The following is an 18,262-nucleotide window of genomic DNA, read 5'->3' as shown; positions in this document are numbered from 1 at the left end:
GCTGTTTGCAGCACAGAATGTCCGCCGCAGGGAGATTTATGACGCACTGGACCTTTTTCCACATTGTCATGCAGATTCTGCGCTGGACGCTGCCCCTGCTCGTCACGGTTCATGCGCTGGTGCACAAGCGCGATACGGCGTCCTGCACGGGCTGGATCGGCATCTGCTGGATTGCGCCCGTTCTGGGGACGGTGCTGTATCTGATGTTCGGGATCAACCGTGTCCGGCGCCGGGCGCAGAAAATGGTCAACCGGCATCTGTGGGAAGGGCGCGATCCACTGGCGCAGTACCGTCAGACCGTGGATGGCGATCTGGCGCCGCTTTCAAAGATGCTGGGCCGTCTGACGGAACGGCCCCTGATGCGGGGCAATTCGATCACCTGCCTGCATGACGGGGACAATGCCTATCCGGCCATGCTGGAGGCAATCGGGCAGGCGAAGACGTCGATCATCCTGTGCTCCTACATTTTTCGCGATGATGAGGTCGGACAGCGTTTTGCCGAGGCCTTGGTGGCGGCCAAGCGGCGCGGGGTCGAGGTCCGGGTTCTGGTGGACGGGATCGGGAGCGGATATTTCCGCTGCGGGATTGAGCGCCGGCTGCGGCGTGAGGGCGTGGCCTGCGCACGTTTCATGCACTCGGTCTGGCCCTGGCGCATGCCGTTCATCAACCTGCGCAATCACCGCAAGATTCTCGTGGTGGACGGCACCATCGGCTTCATGGGCGGCCTGAACATCGGCGAGGAGAACATGCTCCGGCTGCGGACGAAGCTGCCGGTGGCGGACACGCATTTCCGTCTTCAGGGGCCGATCGTGCATCAGTTGGCCGTGGCGTTTGCCTGGGACTGGTCGTTCACGACGGGTGAGGAACTCGAAGGCGAGCGTTATCTGCCCGAGCCGTCCCCGGTGGGTGATGTGCCGATGCGCATCGTGACGTCAGGGCCAGATACGGATCTGGAAAAGATCGAATACGGGATGTTGCAGGCTTTCGCGCTGGCCCGGAGCCATATCTGGGTCATGACGCCGTACTTCCTGCCGGATGACCGCTTCTCGACGGAGCTTATTCTTGCGGCCTTGCGAGGCGTGGTGATCGATATCGTCGTACCCAGAAGCAGCAATCACGCCCTGATCGATCATGCGCGGGATGCCAATCTGCGGCCGTTTCTGGATGCGGGCTGCCGGGTGTGGATGGCCGATCCTCCGTTCAATCACTCCAAGCTGATGGTTGTGGATGATGAATGGAGTTTCGTGGGAAGTGCCAATATCGACATGCGCTCCCTGCGGCTGAACTTCGAGATCAACCTGGAAATCTATGACACTGGCGTGGCGAAGGACCTGTCCACCTTCATGCAGACGCATCGTCGCAACCGGCTGACGCATCATGATCTGGACAGCCTGCCGTTCCTGATCCGGATGCGCAATTCGGCGATCAGGCTGCTGCTGCCTTATCTGTAAGGGTCTTACGCGCCCAGCCGCAGCGTGACGGAGATGGGGCGGTGATCGGAGCCGAAGCGTGGCAGGGCGCGCGCTTCCAGACGGGAGAGGCCACGCACGAGGCAGCGGTCCAGCCTCAGCGGAACATGGTTCAGCATCCGGTGGGTCTTTTCCTTTGGGCCAACATCCAGAAAGCCCGGGAGCAGGACGGGACCGACAAGGTTGAAATCGCCCATGATGACGGCGCGGTGGCGCATGTTGGCGCTGATGCTGCGAAGCTGGCGCCGGTTGAGGATCTGGCCATGGGACAGATGCACGTTGGCAAGCGAGAAGCTGCCGAAATCGATGAGCTGTGCCGTGCGCTTGACCAGCAATCCGCGCGGCAGGCGGCAGAATGAGGGCGGGCGCGTAAACGGCAGGCGGCTCCAGCAGGCGGTGCCATGCGGTCTGCCTGGAAGCGGGATGCGGTCGTAATAGCCGCCGAGGATTTCGGGAAGTTCGTCTACCGCTGTCTGCGCTTCCTGCATGACGACGATATCGGGATCTTCCGCACGGATAACCGTCAGGACGTCTTCGAGGGACGCGCCTTCCCAGCGGTAAAGGTTCCAGCTCAGGATCTTGAAAGAGGCTCCGGACTGAAGGGACGTCGTCATTTCGGAGGCTCCGGCAGATAGAGGGGGTTGCGTTCTCGGTGATGAGGGCCGGCGGCGAACTCGCTGGTCAGGGTGTAGCCCACGGCCAGCAGGACGGGGCCGAGGAAAATGCCCACGCCGCCAAAGGTCACGATGCCGCCCAGAACGCCGAGGACGGTCAGCAGATAGGGCAGCTGCGCGCCACGGGCGATGAAGGCCGGGCGGATGACGTGATCAGCACCCGAGATGATCAGGATGCCGTAGATGGCCAGGAACAGCCCGTGTCCGAAATGGTGGGTCATGCCCAGCCAGATTGCGGCCGGGACCCAGACGAGCGGTGCGCCGATGGGAAAGACGGCCACAAAGGCGGTAATACCAGCCAGCAGGACGGGAGAGGGCACGCCCGCCAGCATGAGGCCGATTCCCGTAAGGACGCCCTGGATCAGGGCGGTGCCGAGGATGCCGTAAACTGTGCCGCGGACTGTGCGGCCGATGATGTTGATGAGGCGGGGCGTGGTGTGGGGGCCGGCGATGCGATCGATCAGGGCGGTGATGGTGTTGCCGAGCGGATCGCCGTTGAGCCACAGGAAGAACGCCACGAACAGCGCCATGACGAGTTCGGCGAGACCGCCTGCGAGGCGTAGAAGGACCGTCAGCGTCAGATGGGCGATCTGTCCGGCATAGGGGCGCAGCACTTCGGTCGCGAAGGCGCCGATGTCATGGCTGAAATGGTGCCAGGCTTCCACGAGATGGGGACCGGCCATCGGGATACGGTTCAGCCAGGCGGGAGGCGGGTTCGCGCTGGTGACATGCAGGATCAGGGTGTCGATTTCCGAAATCGTGCCGGGGATGTCGCTGATGCCCGCGCTGGTCAGGACGGCCAGGGGCACGACGATGAACAGCGCGCTCAGGCCCATCATGGCGAGGGCGGCCAGCACGGGACGGACATGCCGGCGCATGCGGCGGTAGATAGGCCAGGTCGTAAAGGCGAGGATCGCGGCCCACAGGATGGCCGAGAGGAAAGGCCACAGGATGATGCCGCATCCATAGGCAATTCCGGCCAGGATGAGGCCAAGGAGAATCCGCTCGGTCGTCATGCGGTGCCGTTCTCCTGACTGGAGCCGGACGGAAGCCCGGATCGGCATGACTCTGTGGGCTGCGTGTTCATGGAATGATACATTGGCACGCTCTGGCGTCCGGCGCATCCCTCGACCTATGGTACAGGTATGACGATCTCGCCACTTGTTGATGCCGCGACCCTGATCTCCGAGGTCGGCCGGTTCATTCCCCTTGATGCCAGCGTGCTTTTGCCGGGGCAGAAAGGCGACCCCGACGCCGCTTTTGCCCAGCGCCATCTGCCCGACGCACAGCGATTCGATATTGACGTCTTTGCGGACCCGGACAGCCCGCTTCCGCATACGGTGCCGGGGGCCGCGCGCTTCGCCCGGCTGATGGGCGCCCTCGGGGTGAGCGAAGATGTACCGGTCGTGTTCTATGACGCGCGCGGAAGTGTGGGTGCCTCCCGGGGCTGGTGGCTTGCGCGGCTGTTCGGACACCGGAATGCGCGGATACTCGATGGGGGGCTGGAGGCTTGGCTGAAGGCCGGCGGCCCGGTGGAAGAGGGCGCAGCGTCCACAAAGGAGCCAGTCCTTTTCCGGCCCTGTCCCCGCTACGGGCTTCTGGCGGGTTCGGGGGATGTGCGGCTTGCGCTGGAGCAGGAGGGCAGTCTCGTTCTCGATGCCCGGAGTGCAGGACGGTTTGCGGCGACAGTTCCGGAACCACGTCCGGGGGTACGGAGCGGCCACATGCCCGGCGCAATGAGCATGGACTGGACGCGTCTTGTGAATGAAAGCGGCTGCTTTCTGCCGGCTCCCGAACTGAAGCAGATTCTGGGTGCGGCGGCGGGGCGATCGGTGATCGCAACCTGCGGCTCCGGGCTGACAGCCGCGACAATCGTAGCGGCTTTGGCCATCGCGGGATATGGCGATGCGGCTTTGTATGATGGATCCTGGGCGGAATGGGGCAGTGACCCCGACGCCCCGGTTGTGACGGGAGAGGGATGAGCATGAGCGATCTGGAAAAGCAGGTCAGCGCGGGGTGGAGCCGGATGGCCTCCATGCTGGTGCGCGAGGGACGTCCACACGAGCTTCCGGAATCGGGAACATTCGTGAATGCGCCGGTAAGCCGCGGGTCGACGGTCCTGTTTCCGTCCCTGGAAGCCATGAACCGGACGGATGGTCGCAGCCATGCCCATAAGGTGGTCTACGGCGCCATGGGATCGCCGATCCAGCACCAGCTTGAGGAAATGCTCAGCCGGATCGAGGGTGGAACCCATACACAGGTTGTCGGCTCAGGGCTCGCCGCCTGCGCATTGCCGCTTCTGGCGTTTCTGGGCTGCGGAGATCATCTGCTGCTGCCCGACTCGGTGTACGGACCGACACGGCGTTTCGCCGGAACGATGCTTCAACGCATGGGCGTGACGACGACCTATTATGCGCCCACGGCATCGCGAGACAAAGTTCTGGCGCTCATGCGTCCGGAGACGAAGGTGCTGTTTGCGGAAAGTCCGGGCAGCCACACCTTTGAGGTGCAGGACGTGCCCATGCTGGCCGGGATCGCACATGAGGCCGGAGCGCTCCTGATGCTGGACAACACCTGGGGGATCGGTGTGTTCCAGCCCTTCACTCATGGTGTGGACGTATCGATCCAGGCGCTGTCGAAATATCCCGCCGGGCATTCTGACGTCATTATGGGATCGGTTACGGTCAATGATGAGGTGCACTGGAAAACGCTGCGGGATGCCGCGATCCAGCTCGGACTGTGCGCCGGGCCGGATGACTGCTGGTTGACGCTGCGGGGTCTGCGGACGATGGGGGTGCGGCTGGCGCATCAGTCACGTTCGGCACTGGAAATCGCGCAGTGGCTGAAGACACGCCCCGAAGTGGCGCGGGTTCTGCATCCCGCGCTGGAAGACTGTCCGGGGCATGAGTTCTGGAAGCGCGACTTTACCGGAGCGTGCGGCCTGTTCGGGGTGGAGCTTCAGCCGGAAATCTCCGTTGAGGCCGTCGAGCGGATGATCGACGGATTCAGTATGTTCGGGATTGGCGCATCCTGGGGCGGATATGAAAGTCTGGTCCTGCCGACCACGGGGCATATCCGGCGCGTGACGGGTGAGGGTGGTCCGACATCCGCGACATTCCGTCTGCATATCGGACTGGAAGACGTCGAGGATCTGAAGACCGATCTGGCACGTGGGCTGGACAGCCTTCAGTTCTGAACCTTAACGGCGACGGAAGGTCAGAGCTTCAGCGACGTGATGGCGTTGGATGCTCTGCGTGCCTTCCAGATCGGCGATGGTGCGGGAGACGCGGATCAGGCGCGTAATACCCCGATTGGACAGGCGCAGTTTTTCAGCGGCCTGTTCGGCGAGGGAGCGGGCATCGTCGTCCATATCGAGCTGGTCCGGAGAGACCTGCGAATTGGGAACGCCCTGACGGTCGATCTGACGTTGGCGGGCAATTTCAACGCGAGCACGAACCTTGGCGCTGCTCTCTCCTTGCAGCGCGCGGCTGATGTCGATGGGAGATAACGGATCGATCTGCACGCAGAGATCCATGCGGTCGAGCATCGGGCCGGAAATCTTCGCCGTGTAGTCCTCGCCGCAGCGCGGGGCCTTGCGACAGCTCCGTTCCAGATCACCTAAGTAGCCACAGCGGCAGGGATTCATGGCGCCGATGAACTGGAAACGTGCAGGATAGGTCGTATGATGCGCCGCGCGGGCGATGGAAATGCTGCCGGTTTCGATGGGCTGGCGCAGGGATTCCAGACAGGCCCGTGAGAACTCCGGAAGCTCGTCGAGAAACAGCACGCCGTTATTGGCAAGGCTGACTTCGCCGGGTCGGGCTTTTGCACCGCCACCCACAATGGCAGGAAGGCTCGCGCTGTGATGCGGGGCACGATAGGGCGGTCGCACCACCAGCCTTCCGTTTTGCAGAATGCCTGAAACGCTGTGAATCCGGCTTGTCTCCAGAGCCTCTTCCCTTGTCAGGTTGGGTAGAATTCCAGGCAGACGGCTGGCGAGCATGGATTTTCCCGCACCCGGTGGTCCGCTCATGAGCATGGAATGAGCTCCGGCAGCGGCAATTTCCAGAGCCCGTCGTCCAATCGCCATACCTTTGACGTCTGCAAGATCGGGGCCGTACTCGATGACATGCGCGGTCGGGAGCGGGGCTGGGGACAGGATCTGCTGTCCCTGAAAATGGGAAACAAGGGCCGCGAGTGTGGGAGCGCCCAGAACGTCCGTGCTGTCATTGCCCCAGCGTGCTTCAAGCGCTTGGGCTGCCGGACAGATCAGTCCGAGCTCATCCTGGACGGCACCAATGGCAGCGGACAGAACGCCTGCGACGGGATTGATGCGTCCGTCCAGCGACAGTTCACCCACAGCCGCATAGGCCGAAACGGCTTCAAATGACAGAATCCCCATGGCGCAGAGCAGGCCAAGTGCGATGGGGAGATCGAAATGCGCGCCTTCCTTGAGAAGGTCGGCCGGCACAAGATTGACGAGGATGCGTTTGGGTGGAAGCGCCAGCCCCATGGCCGTCAGGGCAGCGCGGACACGTTCGCGGGCTTCGCCGACGGATTTATCCGCCAGTCCTACAACGAGAAATGCGGGCAGGCCGCTGGAGACCTGGACCTCGACCGTGACCGGAACGGCTTCGATACCCGAGAAGGCGAAGCTCTGGATGCGGGCGAGGGCAGGTGTATGCGGGCTGGGACTCGTCATGAGACAAATCCTAGCCCGAAATTATTTACCGTTGGTTAACGGCAAGGGTGTCAGGCGCGCTGGTACAGCAGGCGGGCACGCAATGTGCCATCGAGGGCCTTGAGGCCGTCCAGCAGCTTCGTATCCATGTCAGGGCCTTCCGACTCGGCTTCGACAACGACGTACCCGACTTCACCATCCGTCTGGAGGTACTGGGCCGTTACGTTGCAGTTCTGCGAGGCGAACAGGTCATTGATCTGGCGCATGATGCCCGGCCGGTTGGCATGGACATGCATGAAGCGCGTGCCGCGGGGGCGCTCAGGAAGCTGGACGCTGGGAAAGTTGACGGATCCGATCGTGGAGCCAACGTCCGAATAATCGACCAGCTTGCGGGCGACTTCGACGCCGATGCGCTCCTGCGCTTCCATCGTGGAGCCGCCGATATGCGGGGTGAGGATGACGTTCTCGAGGCCCTGAAGCGGCGTTTTGAACTCTTCGCCGGCTTTCTTGGGTTCGACCGGGAACACGTCCACGCCCGCGCCCATCAGGTGTCCGTCCTTCAGCGCAGCGGCGAGGGCGTCAAGGTCCACGACGTTGCCGCGTGCGTTGTTCAGCAGGATGGAATTGGGCTTCATCGCCCGGATTTCCGTCTCTCCGATCAGAAGATCGGTTTCCGGCGTCTGCGGAACATGGAGGCTGACGATGTCGGACTGTGCGAGCAGGTCATGCAGGGTGGAGACGGCGATGGCGTTGCCATGCGGCAGGCGCGGCATTACGTCGAAATACAGGACGCGCATGCCGAACGCCTCGGCCAGGACCGAAAGCTGCGAGCCGATGGAGCCGTAGCCGACGATGCCGAGCGTCTTGCCGCGGACTTCCCAGGCGTTGGTGGCGGATTTGTCCCAGCCGCCCTTGTGGCAGGCTTCCGAGCGCGACGGAATGCGGCGGAGCAGCATGACGATCTCGCCCATGACCAGTTCGGCCACGGAACGTGTGTTGCTGAACGGTGCATTGAAGACGGGAATGCCAAGCATGCGTGCGGCGTTGAGATCGACCTGGTTCGTGCCGATGCAGAAGCAGCCAATGGCCATGAGGCGGTCTGCGCCTTCAAGGACTTCGCGTGTCAGCTGCGTCCGGCTGCGGATGCCGACCATGTGCACACCCTGCAGGGCTTCCTTGAGCGCGTCGCCTTCAAGCGCGCCCTTGACGCGCGTCACTTCGGTGTAGCCCTCGGCGGCGAAATGGGCTGCGGCGCTTTCGTGAATGCCTTCCAGAAGAAGAATGCGGATCTTGTTTTTGGGGAGAGAGAACTGCGTTTCCATAAATCCGTCCCGGTCATGAACCGGAAGGCTCCGGTTTCAATTCAAACTGCTTCCATCAGGTCTGGCCGTGACCAGACCGGTCCCGGCTCATGTCTGCCGCCATGTCCGCCGGGGCCTTCTCCCTAGCCGATTGGCGGGATTCAGGAAAGGTGGCGGACGAGTTCGGGAAGCAGGGTTGCGTCTCCGCAGGCCAGAACGGTGCCGTCGCTTTCGAGCGTGAGGGGATTGCCCTGCCAGTCCGTGATGCGGCCGCCCGCGCCTTCCACTACGGGAACGAGCGCGCCCCAGTCCCAGGGTTTCATGGTGCATTCGGCAATGACATCGATCTGGCCCAGGGCAAGCAGTCCGTACGCATAGCAGTCTCCACCCCATGACGTGCGGCGGGTATGTTTTTGCAGGTTGGCAAAGCGCGGGGCATGCGCGTCTGTCATGATTTCGGGAGCCGTGCAGGACAGCTCCGCTTCGGCCGCTTCCGGGCAGGGGCGTGTGCCGATGGTGCCGGGCAGACGGTCGGACAGGAAGGTGGTTGAGCGTCCCGTAACGCCGAGCCAGCGCTCGCCTGTAACGGGCTGGTCAATCAGCCCGAGGACGGGGCGGCTCTTGTGAAAGAGCGCAATGAGTGTGCCGAAAGTGGGGCGGCCGGTCAGGAAAGCACGGGTGCCATCAATGGGATCGAGAACCCAGAGCCAGTCGCTGCTGGCGCCGCTCATGCCGTTTTCCTCGCCAAGGATGGCGTGCTCCGGAAGGCGTTCTTCGAGAATGCTGCGCATGGCCTGTTCGGCCTGACGGTCCGCGATGGTGACGGGGCTGTCGTCGGATTTGGCGTCGGCGCGAAGGGATGTCCGGAAATGGGGCAGGACGGTCCTGCGGGCGATGTCGGCGCAGGCCGTGGCGGCTTCAATGGCGGTCTGCAGAACCGTTTCACTCATGATTTTCGTCTATTCCCGTCCCAGGAGCGTGGCATGAGATTGACGCCCGTTCTGGGGGGCGGCATCAGAGGGGCCATGCATCCGATCATCGTCATTCCCTCCAGACTTGCTTCGACCCGCCTGCCGCGCAAGCCCCTCGCTGATATTGGCGGCGTGCCCATGATCGTCCGGGTGGTCCGGCGTGCGCTGGCAGCAAAGGCCGGACCGGTTGTCGTTGCAGCGGGGGATCCTGAAATCCTTGATGTCATCAGGGATATTCCCGATGTGCGGGGTGTGCTCACCGACTCGGGACTGGCGAGCGGGTCCGACCGTGTGCATGCCGCCCTCGCGGAGGTGGACCCGGAGGGCAGGCACGATGTGGTGATCAACCTTCAGGGTGATCTGCCCCTGATCGAACCGTCCAGCCTGACTGCTGTCCTGAAGCCACTGGAAGATCTCACGTTCGATATCGGAACACTGGCGGCTCCCGTGACCAGCGATGCCGAGCGTGATGCTTCCCAGATTGTGAAGATTGCCTGCGCGTTTGGCGAGGCGGATGTGGCGCGTGCGCTGTATTTCTCCCGTCTGCCCATTCCGTGGGGCAAGGGGACGCACTGGCATCATGTCGGGATCTATGCCTGGCGTCGTGCGGCGCTGGAGCGTTTCGTGACGCTGCCGCCTTCCGCGCTGGAGCGTCGGGAAAGTCTGGAACAGCTGCGGGCGCTTGAAGTCGGCATGACGATCGGCTGTGCGAGGATTGACCACGCGCCTCAGGGCGTGGATACGCCTGCTGATCTTGAGCATGTGAGAGGATTGGTCTGATGCCGGTCATTGCATTTCAGGGCCGTCCAGGCGCCTATTCCGATCTGGCCTGCCGTCAGGCGCGGCCGGGCTGGACCACGCTGCCGTGCCCGACCTTTGCCGATGCGATCGACGCCGTGCATGACGGCCGGGCGGACGAAGCGCTTCTGGCGTGTGAGAATACGCTGGCCGGGCGTGTGCCGGATATTCATTCGCTTCTGCCGGATGCCGGGCTTCACATCGTCGGGGAATATTTCCAGCGCGTCGAGCACTGCCTTCTGGGCGTACCGGGTGCGAAGATCGAAGATGTCCGCCGGATTCACACGCATCCCGTTGCACTGGGGCAGGTTCGCAAGCTGATCAGCGAACTGGGCGTGGAGCCCGTGGTGCAGTTTGATACCGCCGGTGCGGCCGAGATGGTGGCGCAGTGGGGGCGTAAGGAAGATGCGGCGATTGCATCTTCCCTGGCGGCCGAGTTGAACGGGCTGATGGTGCTTCGAAGCAATGTCGAGGATGCCTCGCATAACACGACGCGCTTTTATCGTGTGGCCCGCAAGCCTTGCATTCCCTCGCCCGAGCGCACAGATGTGCTGACAACGTTGCTGATGCGGGTTGGGAACTGTCCAGGTGCGCTCTATGCGGCATTGGGTGGATTCTCCCGGCATGGTATCAACATGACGCGGATCGAAAGCTACATGCTGGACGGCTCGTTTGCGGCGACGCAGTTCCTGATGGATGTCGAGGGACATCCGGAACAGCCGCCTCTGGCGGCGGCGCTCGCGGAACTGGAGCAGGTCAGCGACGATCTGAGAATTCTGGGTGTTTACCCAAGCAGTCTCTCACGCAGGGCGTGAAAGCAGGACAGGCAGAGCCCATGACAGAAGGCGGAACAATGGCTGACACGAGCATGTATCAGGGGTCGCTGACGGCTCTGGTCACTCCGATGCATACGGATGGGCGGATCGATTTCGACGCTTCGACAAAGCTGATCGAGCGTCAGATCGAAGCGGGCACCACGGCACTGATCCCGGCGGGCACGACAGGCGAGAGCCCGACACTGTCACATGAAGAGCATGGTCGTGTGGTGGCGCATTGCGTTGAGACGGCGAATGGTCGGGTTCGGGTCATGGCAGGTGCTGGTTCAAACAGCACCTCTGAAGCCGTCATCATGGCGAAGCATGCCCATTCCGTCGGGGCGGACAGCCTGCTGGTCGTTGTGCCGTATTATAACAAGCCGTCCCAGGAAGGGCTGTACCGCCATTTCATGACGATCGCCGATGCGACGCCGCTGCCGATGTTCCTGTACTGCATCCCCGGTCGGTCAGTCGTGGACATCTCCGTGGCGACCATGGCCCGTCTGGGCGAACATCCCAATATCGTCGGTACCAAGGACGCGACCGCCAATATGTCCCGGCCGATCGCGGTGCGTCGTGCCGTGGACAAGCCGTTCAACCAGCTTTCAGGTGACGATAATACGGTCCTGTCATTTCTTGCCGCAGGGGGCGACGGGTGCATTGGCGTGACGTCCAATGTCGTGCCGCATCTGTGCGCCGACATGCATCTGGCTTGGCAGGAAGGGCGGATCGAGGATGCGATCGCCATCCAGGATCATCTGACGCCGCTGCATGATGCCATGTTCATGGAAAGCAATCCCGGTCCAGTGAAGTATGCAATGTCCAGACTCGGTCTGTGCAATGCGACATTGCGCCTGCCTCTGGTGGAGCCACAGGAAGAGACGCGTCGGGTCATCGATGCGGCCCTGCGTTCGCTTGAGCTTCTGGACTGACCACAGGTATGGCCGGAAAGAAAACCAAGAGCGGCATGATTTCCCATGGCATGGCCGCACAGAACCGCAAGGGTCGGTTTGATTATACGATTCTGGAAACGACCGAAGCCGGAATCGTCCTGAAGGGGCCCGAGGTGAAAAGCCTGCGTCTCGGCCGGGCGACGATTACGGAAGCCTATGCTGCCGAGCGGGACGGCGAGATCTGGCTCTTCAACTCCTATATTCCGGAATATCAGGGAGGCGTTCTCTCCCGGTTTGAGCCGCGTGCTCCACGCAAGCTGCTGATGCACCGCAAGCAGATCGCGCATTTTCTGGGTGCTGTCAGCCGTGCAGGCGCCAGTCTGGTGCCGCTCGATATTCATTTCAATGCCCGTGGTATGGCGAAAGTAACGCTGGGTCTGGGGCAGGGACGCCGCAAGGAAGACAAGCGGCATGCCATTGCCGAGCGTGACTGGAAGCGGGACAAGGCGAGGCTGGTCCGGAGCAGCGGCAAGGACTACTGAGCCAGTTTGGTCGGGGAATGAGGATTGAAAAAAGGCCGGATTCTTCCGGCCTTTTTTATTGCCTGGGACGAAATGCCGGCATGAAAAAAGCCGCTGCAGCAGAAGCTGGCAGCGGCTTTTTTTACTCAGACCGAAGTCCGGGTGGTTCAGTCAGCGCTGATTTCAGCAGCTTCCGGACCCTTCTGGCCCTGAACAACCTTGACGTTGATCGTCTGGCCTTCGTCAAGCGTCGGCAGGCCCGAACGCTCGAGAGCGGAGGCGTGGACGAAGATGTCCTTACCGCCGGATTCCGGCGTGATGAAGCCGAAGCCCTTCGTGGCGTTGTACCACTTGACCGTGCCACGCATGTCTTCAGCGCGGGACAGGTCCGGAGCCGGACGGCCCGGACGTGCACCACCGAAGCGGGGCTGATCACCGAAAGCAGCGCGGGGACGCGGCGCTTCTGCCGTGCTCTCGTCAACGGAGAGGACTTCAGCGACCTGACGGCCCTTCGGGCCCTGGCCGATGCGGACCACAACCGTCGCGCCCGGGTTCACGTTGCTGACACCAGCATTGGTGAGGGCATTGGCGTGCAGGAAGATGTCGCCCGATCCATCGGACAGTTCAACGAAACCGAAACCCTTCTCGGTGTTGAACCACTTCACGCGGGAGCTGATTTCCGGGCCTGAAGCTGCGACGAAGCTGTTACGGCGGGGCGCGCCGTAGCCGCCACCACCACCATTTCCACCACCAAAGCCTCCACGATCGCCATAGGACGGCTGGGACGAGTATGTGTCGTCAAACCCGCCGCGGCGAGGTGAGTTGAAGCTGCTGCGGTCGGTTCTGTTGTTTCTCAACGGTCTAATCCCGAGACTGGGGTGTCATGATAGGGCGGACCCTGCCGTGACGTAATTTCAAAAATTTGGAAAAAAACGACGCTGTTTCTCTCCTGCAGCAATCTCTAGCACGCTTTTTTCCTTCTCTGCCACAGGGAATATGGGGCTGAAACATAACTCGCGCTAATTTTAAGATTGGGATGAGACCCGTCGACACTTTGATTCCGGTCGTGAAAATGACATACACACGTTTTCCAGTACTTGGTGGTCCCGGATCCCGCGCGTAACAGAGGTGCCCATGCGAAGCCGACTGACTTTTTCCATTGGAGCCACTGCCGTGCTGGCGCTGTCTTCCGCCGCCATGGCCACGCCATTGCAGGATCCGTATGGAACCTGGACCGTCCAGGGTGAGAATGACGCGATTTCCACGCTGAAAGGGACATCGGATCAGTATTATACGTCCGGTCTGCGCATCAACTGGACGTCCGGGACAGACAATCTTCCGCGGCCTATCGCGAAGCTGAACCATATTCTGATGGGCGATGGTGTGCAGCGTATCAGCATCGGCCTGCAGCAGATCATCGACACGCCGCGCGACACCCAGGCCGATAATCCGCCGCAGGGTGATCGGCCGTATGCCGGGCTGCTGCTGGGAACCGTGAACCTCATCAACGATACGGATCTTTCCCGGACCGTAATGGGAATCCAGTTCGGCATGCTTGGCCCGTCGGGACTCGGGCGTCAGGTCCAGAACGGCTTTCACAAGGCCATCAGCGATACGCCGAGCACTGGCTGGTCACACCAGCTCGCGAATCAGCCGATCTTCCAGGTCCAGGCTGGCCGGATCTGGCGCGTGCCTGTCCTGAATGTCTATGGCATTCATGCCGACGTGCTGCCGGCGATCTCGGGTGCGGCGGGTGATTACCGGACCTATGCGGATGTGGCGACGACGTTCCGCATCGGTCAGGGTCTGGACAGTGACTTCGGCAATGCGACGATCGGGCCGGGACTCGACGGCACGGATGCGTTCCGCGCGACCCGTCCTTTTGCCTGGTATTTCTATGGCGGTGTTGAAGGTCAGGCCGTGGGCTATGACGTGACGCTTCAGGGCAGCACGGTCCGCCCCAATGCGCCGCATGTCGAGAAGATCTGGGATGTGGGTGAGATCCATGCCGGTGTGGCTGTCATGTGGCACGGCGTGCGCCTGTCCTACAGCCAGAACTGGCAGACGGCACAGTTCGAGACGCAGAAGGCTGGTCTGTTCAACTACGGATCGCTCAAGCTTTCGGTCAAGTTCTGAGGTTTCCGGAACGGGGACTGAAAAGGCCGCTTTCCTTATGGGAAGCGGCCTTTTTTCATGCCTGGGCGAGATGCGGGACGTGGCTGTCCCGGACCGGAGCTCCCAGCAGGTAACCCTGGACTTCCTCGCAGCCATTGGCATCGAGCAGCGCCATCTGGTGTTCGGTTTCAACACCTTTTGCGCAGCAGGTGATGTTCAGGGAGCGGGCAAGGGAGAGAATGGCGTACATGATCTCGTCGGCATGCATGTCCTCACCCAGATACTGGACGAAGGCGCGGTCGAGCTTAATCTGGTCCAGCGGATAGATCCGCAGCCTCTCCAGTGAGGAATAGCCGGCCCCGAAATCGTCGATGGCAAGGCGCACACCCAGCGCGCGGACGCGGGAGAGTTCGCGAAAGGCGATGTCGGAAGGACCGAAGGGTCTGCATTCGGACAGTTCGACCTGCAGTCGTCCAGGCGGAAGGCCGGTCTCGGCCAGCACGGTATCGACTAGTGGGGCAAGTCGCTCATTGACTAGCCAGACCGGCGAGACATTCACACAGACCCGCAGCGGAGTCGGCCAGCGCAGGGCAGCCAGACAGGCATTGCGCAGGCTCCAGCTGTCGAGCGCCTCGATCATGCCGACTTCCTCGGCATAGCGGATGAAGAGATTGGGGGCGACTTCACCATGACCCGGCCGGGTCCAGCGCAGAAGCGCCTCATGGCCGACGATCTTCTGGGACGCCGTATCGACGATGGGCATCCATTTCAGGAAGAGGGCATCGTCTTCGACCGCCTTGAGCAGATCCTTCTCAAGGTTCGACGTGATGGCATAGGTGTTCGTGAGTTCCGCATTGGCGCGGCGCTCATGACCGCCACCCGTGCGATTGGCTTCGGTCAGGGCTGCGCGGGCAGCGAGGATCAGCTGGTTCGCGTCTCCTGCATCCTGCGGATAAACGCTCCATCCTGCCGAGATCGAGAACGGAATGGCGCCCATATCCAGCGACACGGGTGTGCTTGAGATCTGCAGGATCGCATTGACCAGCGAACGGGTCGTGACGGCTGTGGTGCCCGGTGGTGTCAAGACCATGAAATGGCCGCCGCCGATCGAACTCAGGAAACAGCCTTCCGGCAGAACGGTTTTAAGGCGGCGGATCATTTCCGCGAGGATCAGGTCAGCCGTGTCCCATCCATAGCGGTCGTTGATCAGCGAGAGATGATCCAGGTTGAGATGGATCAGGCTGAACACGGCACGGCGTGAGAGCTTGCCTGTCCGTTCAATGAACTGGTGCAGGACGCGGAGGCTTTCCTCGCGGTCCGGCAGGGAGGATTTTCCTGGATGGTCCGCAGTCTCGTTGGCAAGTTCGTCTGCGACGTCCTGCAGGGCGCGGCCAGCCATGGCCGAGAAACTTCCGCCCGGTGGGCAGAGCGCAACCAGAAACTGCCTGGACTTGCCGTCACTCGAACGGGTGGGGACGGGGCATCCGATAAGAGAGAAGTCATCGGGCAACGGGCAGGAAAACGGAGTGTCGCCATTCCGATTCTGTTCCGATGAAAGAATGATCCTTCCTGTGGCTGCTTTCTGCAGCCCTGGCGGAAGGGGGCCGATGGCATGGAGAATATCCGGGGTGCCGCTTGCGGAGAGGTCCAGCAACGCGACTGCCGACCCGCCGGTCGCGGGCAGAAGCAGACGAAAAAGCAGGGATCGGCGATCCGAAGAGGTGCCAGAGTATTCGTGTGAAGTCTCTTTCTGAGCGTCTCTGGCAGGACTGCTCATCACGCGTGTACTCCATGAAATTTAGTTGAATGCATTACTGATCAAGTAGCGGCATTATATCCGCATGAACTTTTCTGTCTAACCGGAAATCAGAAGTCTGTCCGGATCATTCCGGTCAAATATTTCCAGAAGAAGTCTGAGTGCGTGACCGCGGGGACCTTCCAGATGTGGATTGCGGGCGATTTCACGTTCGCTGTCCTGCTGCATGGCGGTCAGCAGCAGGCTGAGGCGCGCGCCCTGTGCCAGCCGGAAGCCGGGCAGGCCGGACTGTCTGTCTCCCGCGATGTCGCCGCCACCACGGATTCTGTAGTCCTCGTCGGCGATCAGGAAGCCGTCATTCGTGTCGCGCAGCAGGCTCAGGCGTCGAACAGCGGTTGGTGTTGCAGCGCGGTCATGGAGGAGGAGACAGAAGGACTGTTTCGAGCCACGCCCGACGCGCCCGCGAAGCTGGTGAAGCTGGGCCAGACCGAAGCGCTCGGCCTGTTCGATGACCATGACGGAGGCAGCGGGAATGTCCACGCCGACCTCAATGACCGTAGTGGCGACGAGAAGGCGCGTTTTACCCAGACGGAACGTGTCCAGCGCGTCCTGACGGACGGTGATGTCCTGCTTGCCGTGGGCGAGACCGACCAGCCCTTCAAACCGCTGTTCCAGTGAGGCCCAGCGTTCTTCCGCCGCTGCTGCGGCCTGTGTCTCGCTGTTTTCGATGAGAGGGCAGACCCAGAAAACCTGCACGCCATCGCGCAGGGTACGGCTGATGCCAGCAAGTACGCTGTCGAGCGAGTCCATGCTGTGCAGGGTCGTGCGGATCGGCTGTCGGCCCGGCGGTTTTGAGTCCAGACGGCTGACACTCATTTCACCCCATTCCATGAGCTGGAGCGTGCGGGGAATGGGGGTCGCCGTCATGACGAGAATGTCGGTCGCTTCTCCCTTGGCGCTCAGATTCATGCGCTGGCGGACGCCGAATCGGTGTTGCTCGTCGATGACGGCAAGGCCGAGGTCGTGGAAGGTCACGCCGTCCTGAAACAGGGCGTGGGTGCCGATGACAATCTTTGCAGTCCCATCTGCGATGGCAGCGAGAGTCTTGCGCCGTGCCGCGCCCTTGATGGTGCCGCTCAGATAGACGCATTCGGTCGGGCAGAGACGGGTGAGCGTTTCGAAATGCTGGCGGGCGAGGATTTCGGTAGGCGCCATAAGGGCAGCCTGCGCGCCGGACTCGACGGTCTGGAGCATGGCGTTCATGGCGACGAAGGTCTTGCCCGCACCGACATCGCCCTGAAGCAGGCGCATCATGGGCGTTGAAGCCGAAAGATCGGCGGCGATTTCGGTAATGGCCAGTGTCTGCGCATGGGTAGGGTTGTGGCCGAAGCGGCGGAGCATTTCGGCCTGGAGTTTGCCGGTGCCGGGAAAGCTGCGTCCATGCCGCTCACGGGCCTTGAGGCGGGCGAGGCCGAAACAGAGCTGATCGGCCAGTAGTTCATCAGCGGCGAGGCGGGACAGGGCGCGGTTGCGGACCGGCTCCCAGGCGATTTCCGGCGGGATGATCTCTGGGGACTGCATCAGGCGCAGGGCCTGCGTGAAGGACGGCCATTTCCGCTGGGTGACGAGGGTTTTGTCCAGCCATTCCGGGAGATCGGGCAGGAGCGCCAGAGCGGCACGCATGGCCTTGCGGACCGTATAGGGAAACAGGCCCGCGGTCAGGGGCCAGACGGGTTCGAGCGAAGGGAAGCTGTCGCGTTTGGCCCAGCTCACAACATGATCGGGCTGGGGCATCGTCAGCTCGCCCTGAAACGTGCCGGTTTTGCCGGAGACGAGGAGTTCGGCGCCGACCGTGGGGCTGGGCATGTTGCGCGTCTGGAAGAAGACCAGATCGAGCTTTCCAGTATCGTCCTCGGTGCGGATGATGGAGGGCTGTCCGGGGCGTCCGGCCTTGCGCAGGGAGAGGACCCGCACATGGGCGGTCAGGATTTCGCCGGGGGCGAGATTGTGTCCGTCTGCGACTGTGCGCAGAATGCGCCGGTCAACAACCCGTTCGGGCAGGGTGAACAGCAGGTCCAGCACGCGTCGGCCGCCCGCGATCTTCTCCAGCAGGGTAGCGTGTCGGGGGCCGATACCGGGCAGGCTCGTCAGCGGTGCGAAGAGGGGAGCGAGACGGTCGTCCCAGGCTTCGTTGCGCTGTTCTTTGTCGGAATGGGATGGAAGAGACTGCGGGAACTGTTCGGACGGCATCGTGACAACGGGCGCTTC

Annotated in this window: 16 protein-coding genes; 8 read left to right on the top strand and 8 right to left on the bottom strand. The window is 62.2% G+C overall.

Going from position 1 to position 18,262, the window contains the following annotated elements:
- Positions 1–38 precede the first annotated feature (38 nt).
- Complete coding sequence (gene cls / locus HKD31_RS08475) at positions 39–1,451, top strand: cardiolipin synthase (protein ID WP_194264580.1); 1,413 nt, start codon at positions 39–41, stop codon at positions 1,449–1,451.
- A gap of 5 nt (positions 1,452–1,456) precedes the next feature.
- On the opposite strand, the gene HKD31_RS08470 is transcribed toward cls, so the two are convergent.
- Both HKD31_RS08470 and HKD31_RS08465 read right to left on the bottom strand, forming a co-directional pair.
- Positions 1,457–2,083 (bottom strand): endonuclease/exonuclease/phosphatase family protein, encoded by a 627-nt coding sequence (locus HKD31_RS08470; protein WP_011251671.1) that lies wholly within the window; start codon positions 2,081–2,083, stop codon positions 1,457–1,459.
- On the bottom strand, positions 2,080–3,159 hold the full coding sequence (locus HKD31_RS08465) for an AI-2E family transporter (RefSeq protein WP_194264581.1): 1,080 nt from the start codon (positions 3,157–3,159) through the stop codon (positions 2,080–2,082). Before HKD31_RS08465 ends, HKD31_RS08470 begins: the two co-directional genes overlap by 4 nt.
- 129 nt (positions 3,160–3,288) lie before the next feature.
- On the opposite strand from HKD31_RS08465, the gene HKD31_RS08460 reads away from it, so the two are divergent.
- Both HKD31_RS08460 and metC read left to right on the top strand, forming a co-directional pair.
- Positions 3,289–4,125, top strand: a complete 837-nt coding sequence (locus HKD31_RS08460; RefSeq protein ID WP_194264582.1) for a sulfurtransferase — start codon at positions 3,289–3,291, stop codon at positions 4,123–4,125.
- Between the two features lie 2 nt (positions 4,126–4,127).
- Positions 4,128–5,339 (top strand): cystathionine beta-lyase, encoded by a 1,212-nt coding sequence (gene metC, locus HKD31_RS08455; RefSeq protein WP_194264583.1) that lies wholly within the window; start codon positions 4,128–4,130, stop codon positions 5,337–5,339.
- 3 nt (positions 5,340–5,342) lie between these two features.
- Here the strand turns inward: metC and HKD31_RS08450 are convergent, their stop codons facing one another.
- From HKD31_RS08450 to HKD31_RS08440, 3 genes are all read right to left on the bottom strand, one after another.
- Complete coding sequence (locus tag HKD31_RS08450) at positions 5,343–6,845, bottom strand: YifB family Mg chelatase-like AAA ATPase (RefSeq protein ID WP_194264584.1); 1,503 nt, start codon at positions 6,843–6,845, stop codon at positions 5,343–5,345.
- A gap of 50 nt (positions 6,846–6,895) precedes the next feature.
- Positions 6,896–8,146, bottom strand: a complete 1,251-nt coding sequence (gene serA / locus HKD31_RS08445) for a phosphoglycerate dehydrogenase (RefSeq protein WP_194264585.1) — start codon at positions 8,144–8,146, stop codon at positions 6,896–6,898.
- A 140-nt stretch (positions 8,147–8,286) separates the two neighbouring features.
- Positions 8,287–9,075 (bottom strand): inositol monophosphatase family protein, encoded by a 789-nt coding sequence (locus tag HKD31_RS08440; protein ID WP_194264586.1) that lies wholly within the window; start codon positions 9,073–9,075, stop codon positions 8,287–8,289.
- Positions 9,076–9,150: 75 nt separating this feature from the next.
- On the opposite strand from HKD31_RS08440, the gene HKD31_RS08435 reads away from it, so the two are divergent.
- From HKD31_RS08435 to smpB, 4 genes are read left to right on the top strand one after another with little or no spacing between them, the layout of a single operon-like run.
- Positions 9,151–9,876, top strand: a complete 726-nt coding sequence (locus HKD31_RS08435) for a 3-deoxy-manno-octulosonate cytidylyltransferase (RefSeq protein ID WP_194264679.1) — start codon at positions 9,151–9,153, stop codon at positions 9,874–9,876.
- Positions 9,876–10,709, top strand: a complete 834-nt coding sequence (locus HKD31_RS08430; protein ID WP_062498100.1) for a prephenate dehydratase — start codon at positions 9,876–9,878, stop codon at positions 10,707–10,709. Before HKD31_RS08435 ends, HKD31_RS08430 begins: the two co-directional genes overlap by 1 nt.
- Positions 10,710–10,747: 38 nt before the next feature.
- Entirely contained in the window at positions 10,748–11,641 is an 894-nt protein-coding gene (dapA, locus tag HKD31_RS08425) for a 4-hydroxy-tetrahydrodipicolinate synthase (protein ID WP_062498230.1), read from the top strand.
- Between the two features lie 8 nt (positions 11,642–11,649).
- Complete coding sequence (gene smpB, locus HKD31_RS08420; protein WP_011251661.1) at positions 11,650–12,144, top strand: SsrA-binding protein SmpB; 495 nt, start codon at positions 11,650–11,652, stop codon at positions 12,142–12,144.
- A 146-nt stretch (positions 12,145–12,290) separates the two neighbouring features.
- Here the strand turns inward: smpB and HKD31_RS16295 are convergent, their stop codons facing one another.
- Entirely contained in the window at positions 12,291–12,980 is a 690-nt protein-coding gene (locus HKD31_RS16295) for a cold-shock protein (RefSeq protein WP_062498098.1), read from the bottom strand.
- Positions 12,981–13,257: 277 nt separating this feature from the next.
- Between HKD31_RS16295 and HKD31_RS08410 the strand changes: the two genes are divergently transcribed.
- Positions 13,258–14,259 (top strand): lipid A deacylase LpxR family protein, encoded by a 1,002-nt coding sequence (locus HKD31_RS08410; protein WP_062498096.1) that lies wholly within the window; start codon positions 13,258–13,260, stop codon positions 14,257–14,259.
- A gap of 55 nt (positions 14,260–14,314) precedes the next feature.
- Here HKD31_RS08410 and HKD31_RS08405 read toward each other — a convergent pair whose 3' ends face one another.
- Positions 14,315–15,637, bottom strand: coding sequence for a putative bifunctional diguanylate cyclase/phosphodiesterase (locus tag HKD31_RS08405; protein WP_228120379.1), 1,323 nt, complete (start codon positions 15,635–15,637; stop codon positions 14,315–14,317).
- Positions 15,638–16,093: 456 nt separating this feature from the next.
- On the bottom strand, positions 16,094–18,244 hold the full coding sequence (gene recG / locus HKD31_RS08400) for an ATP-dependent DNA helicase RecG (RefSeq protein WP_194264588.1): 2,151 nt from the start codon (positions 18,242–18,244) through the stop codon (positions 16,094–16,096).
- Positions 18,245–18,262 lie beyond the last annotated feature (18 nt).

The organism is Gluconobacter potus, assembly GCF_015244705.1.
GTDB lineage: Bacteria > Pseudomonadota > Alphaproteobacteria > Acetobacterales > Acetobacteraceae > Gluconobacter > Gluconobacter potus.
The sequence above is the reverse complement of the archived record's forward strand: the minus strand, read 5'-3'. Positions and strand labels throughout refer to the sequence as shown.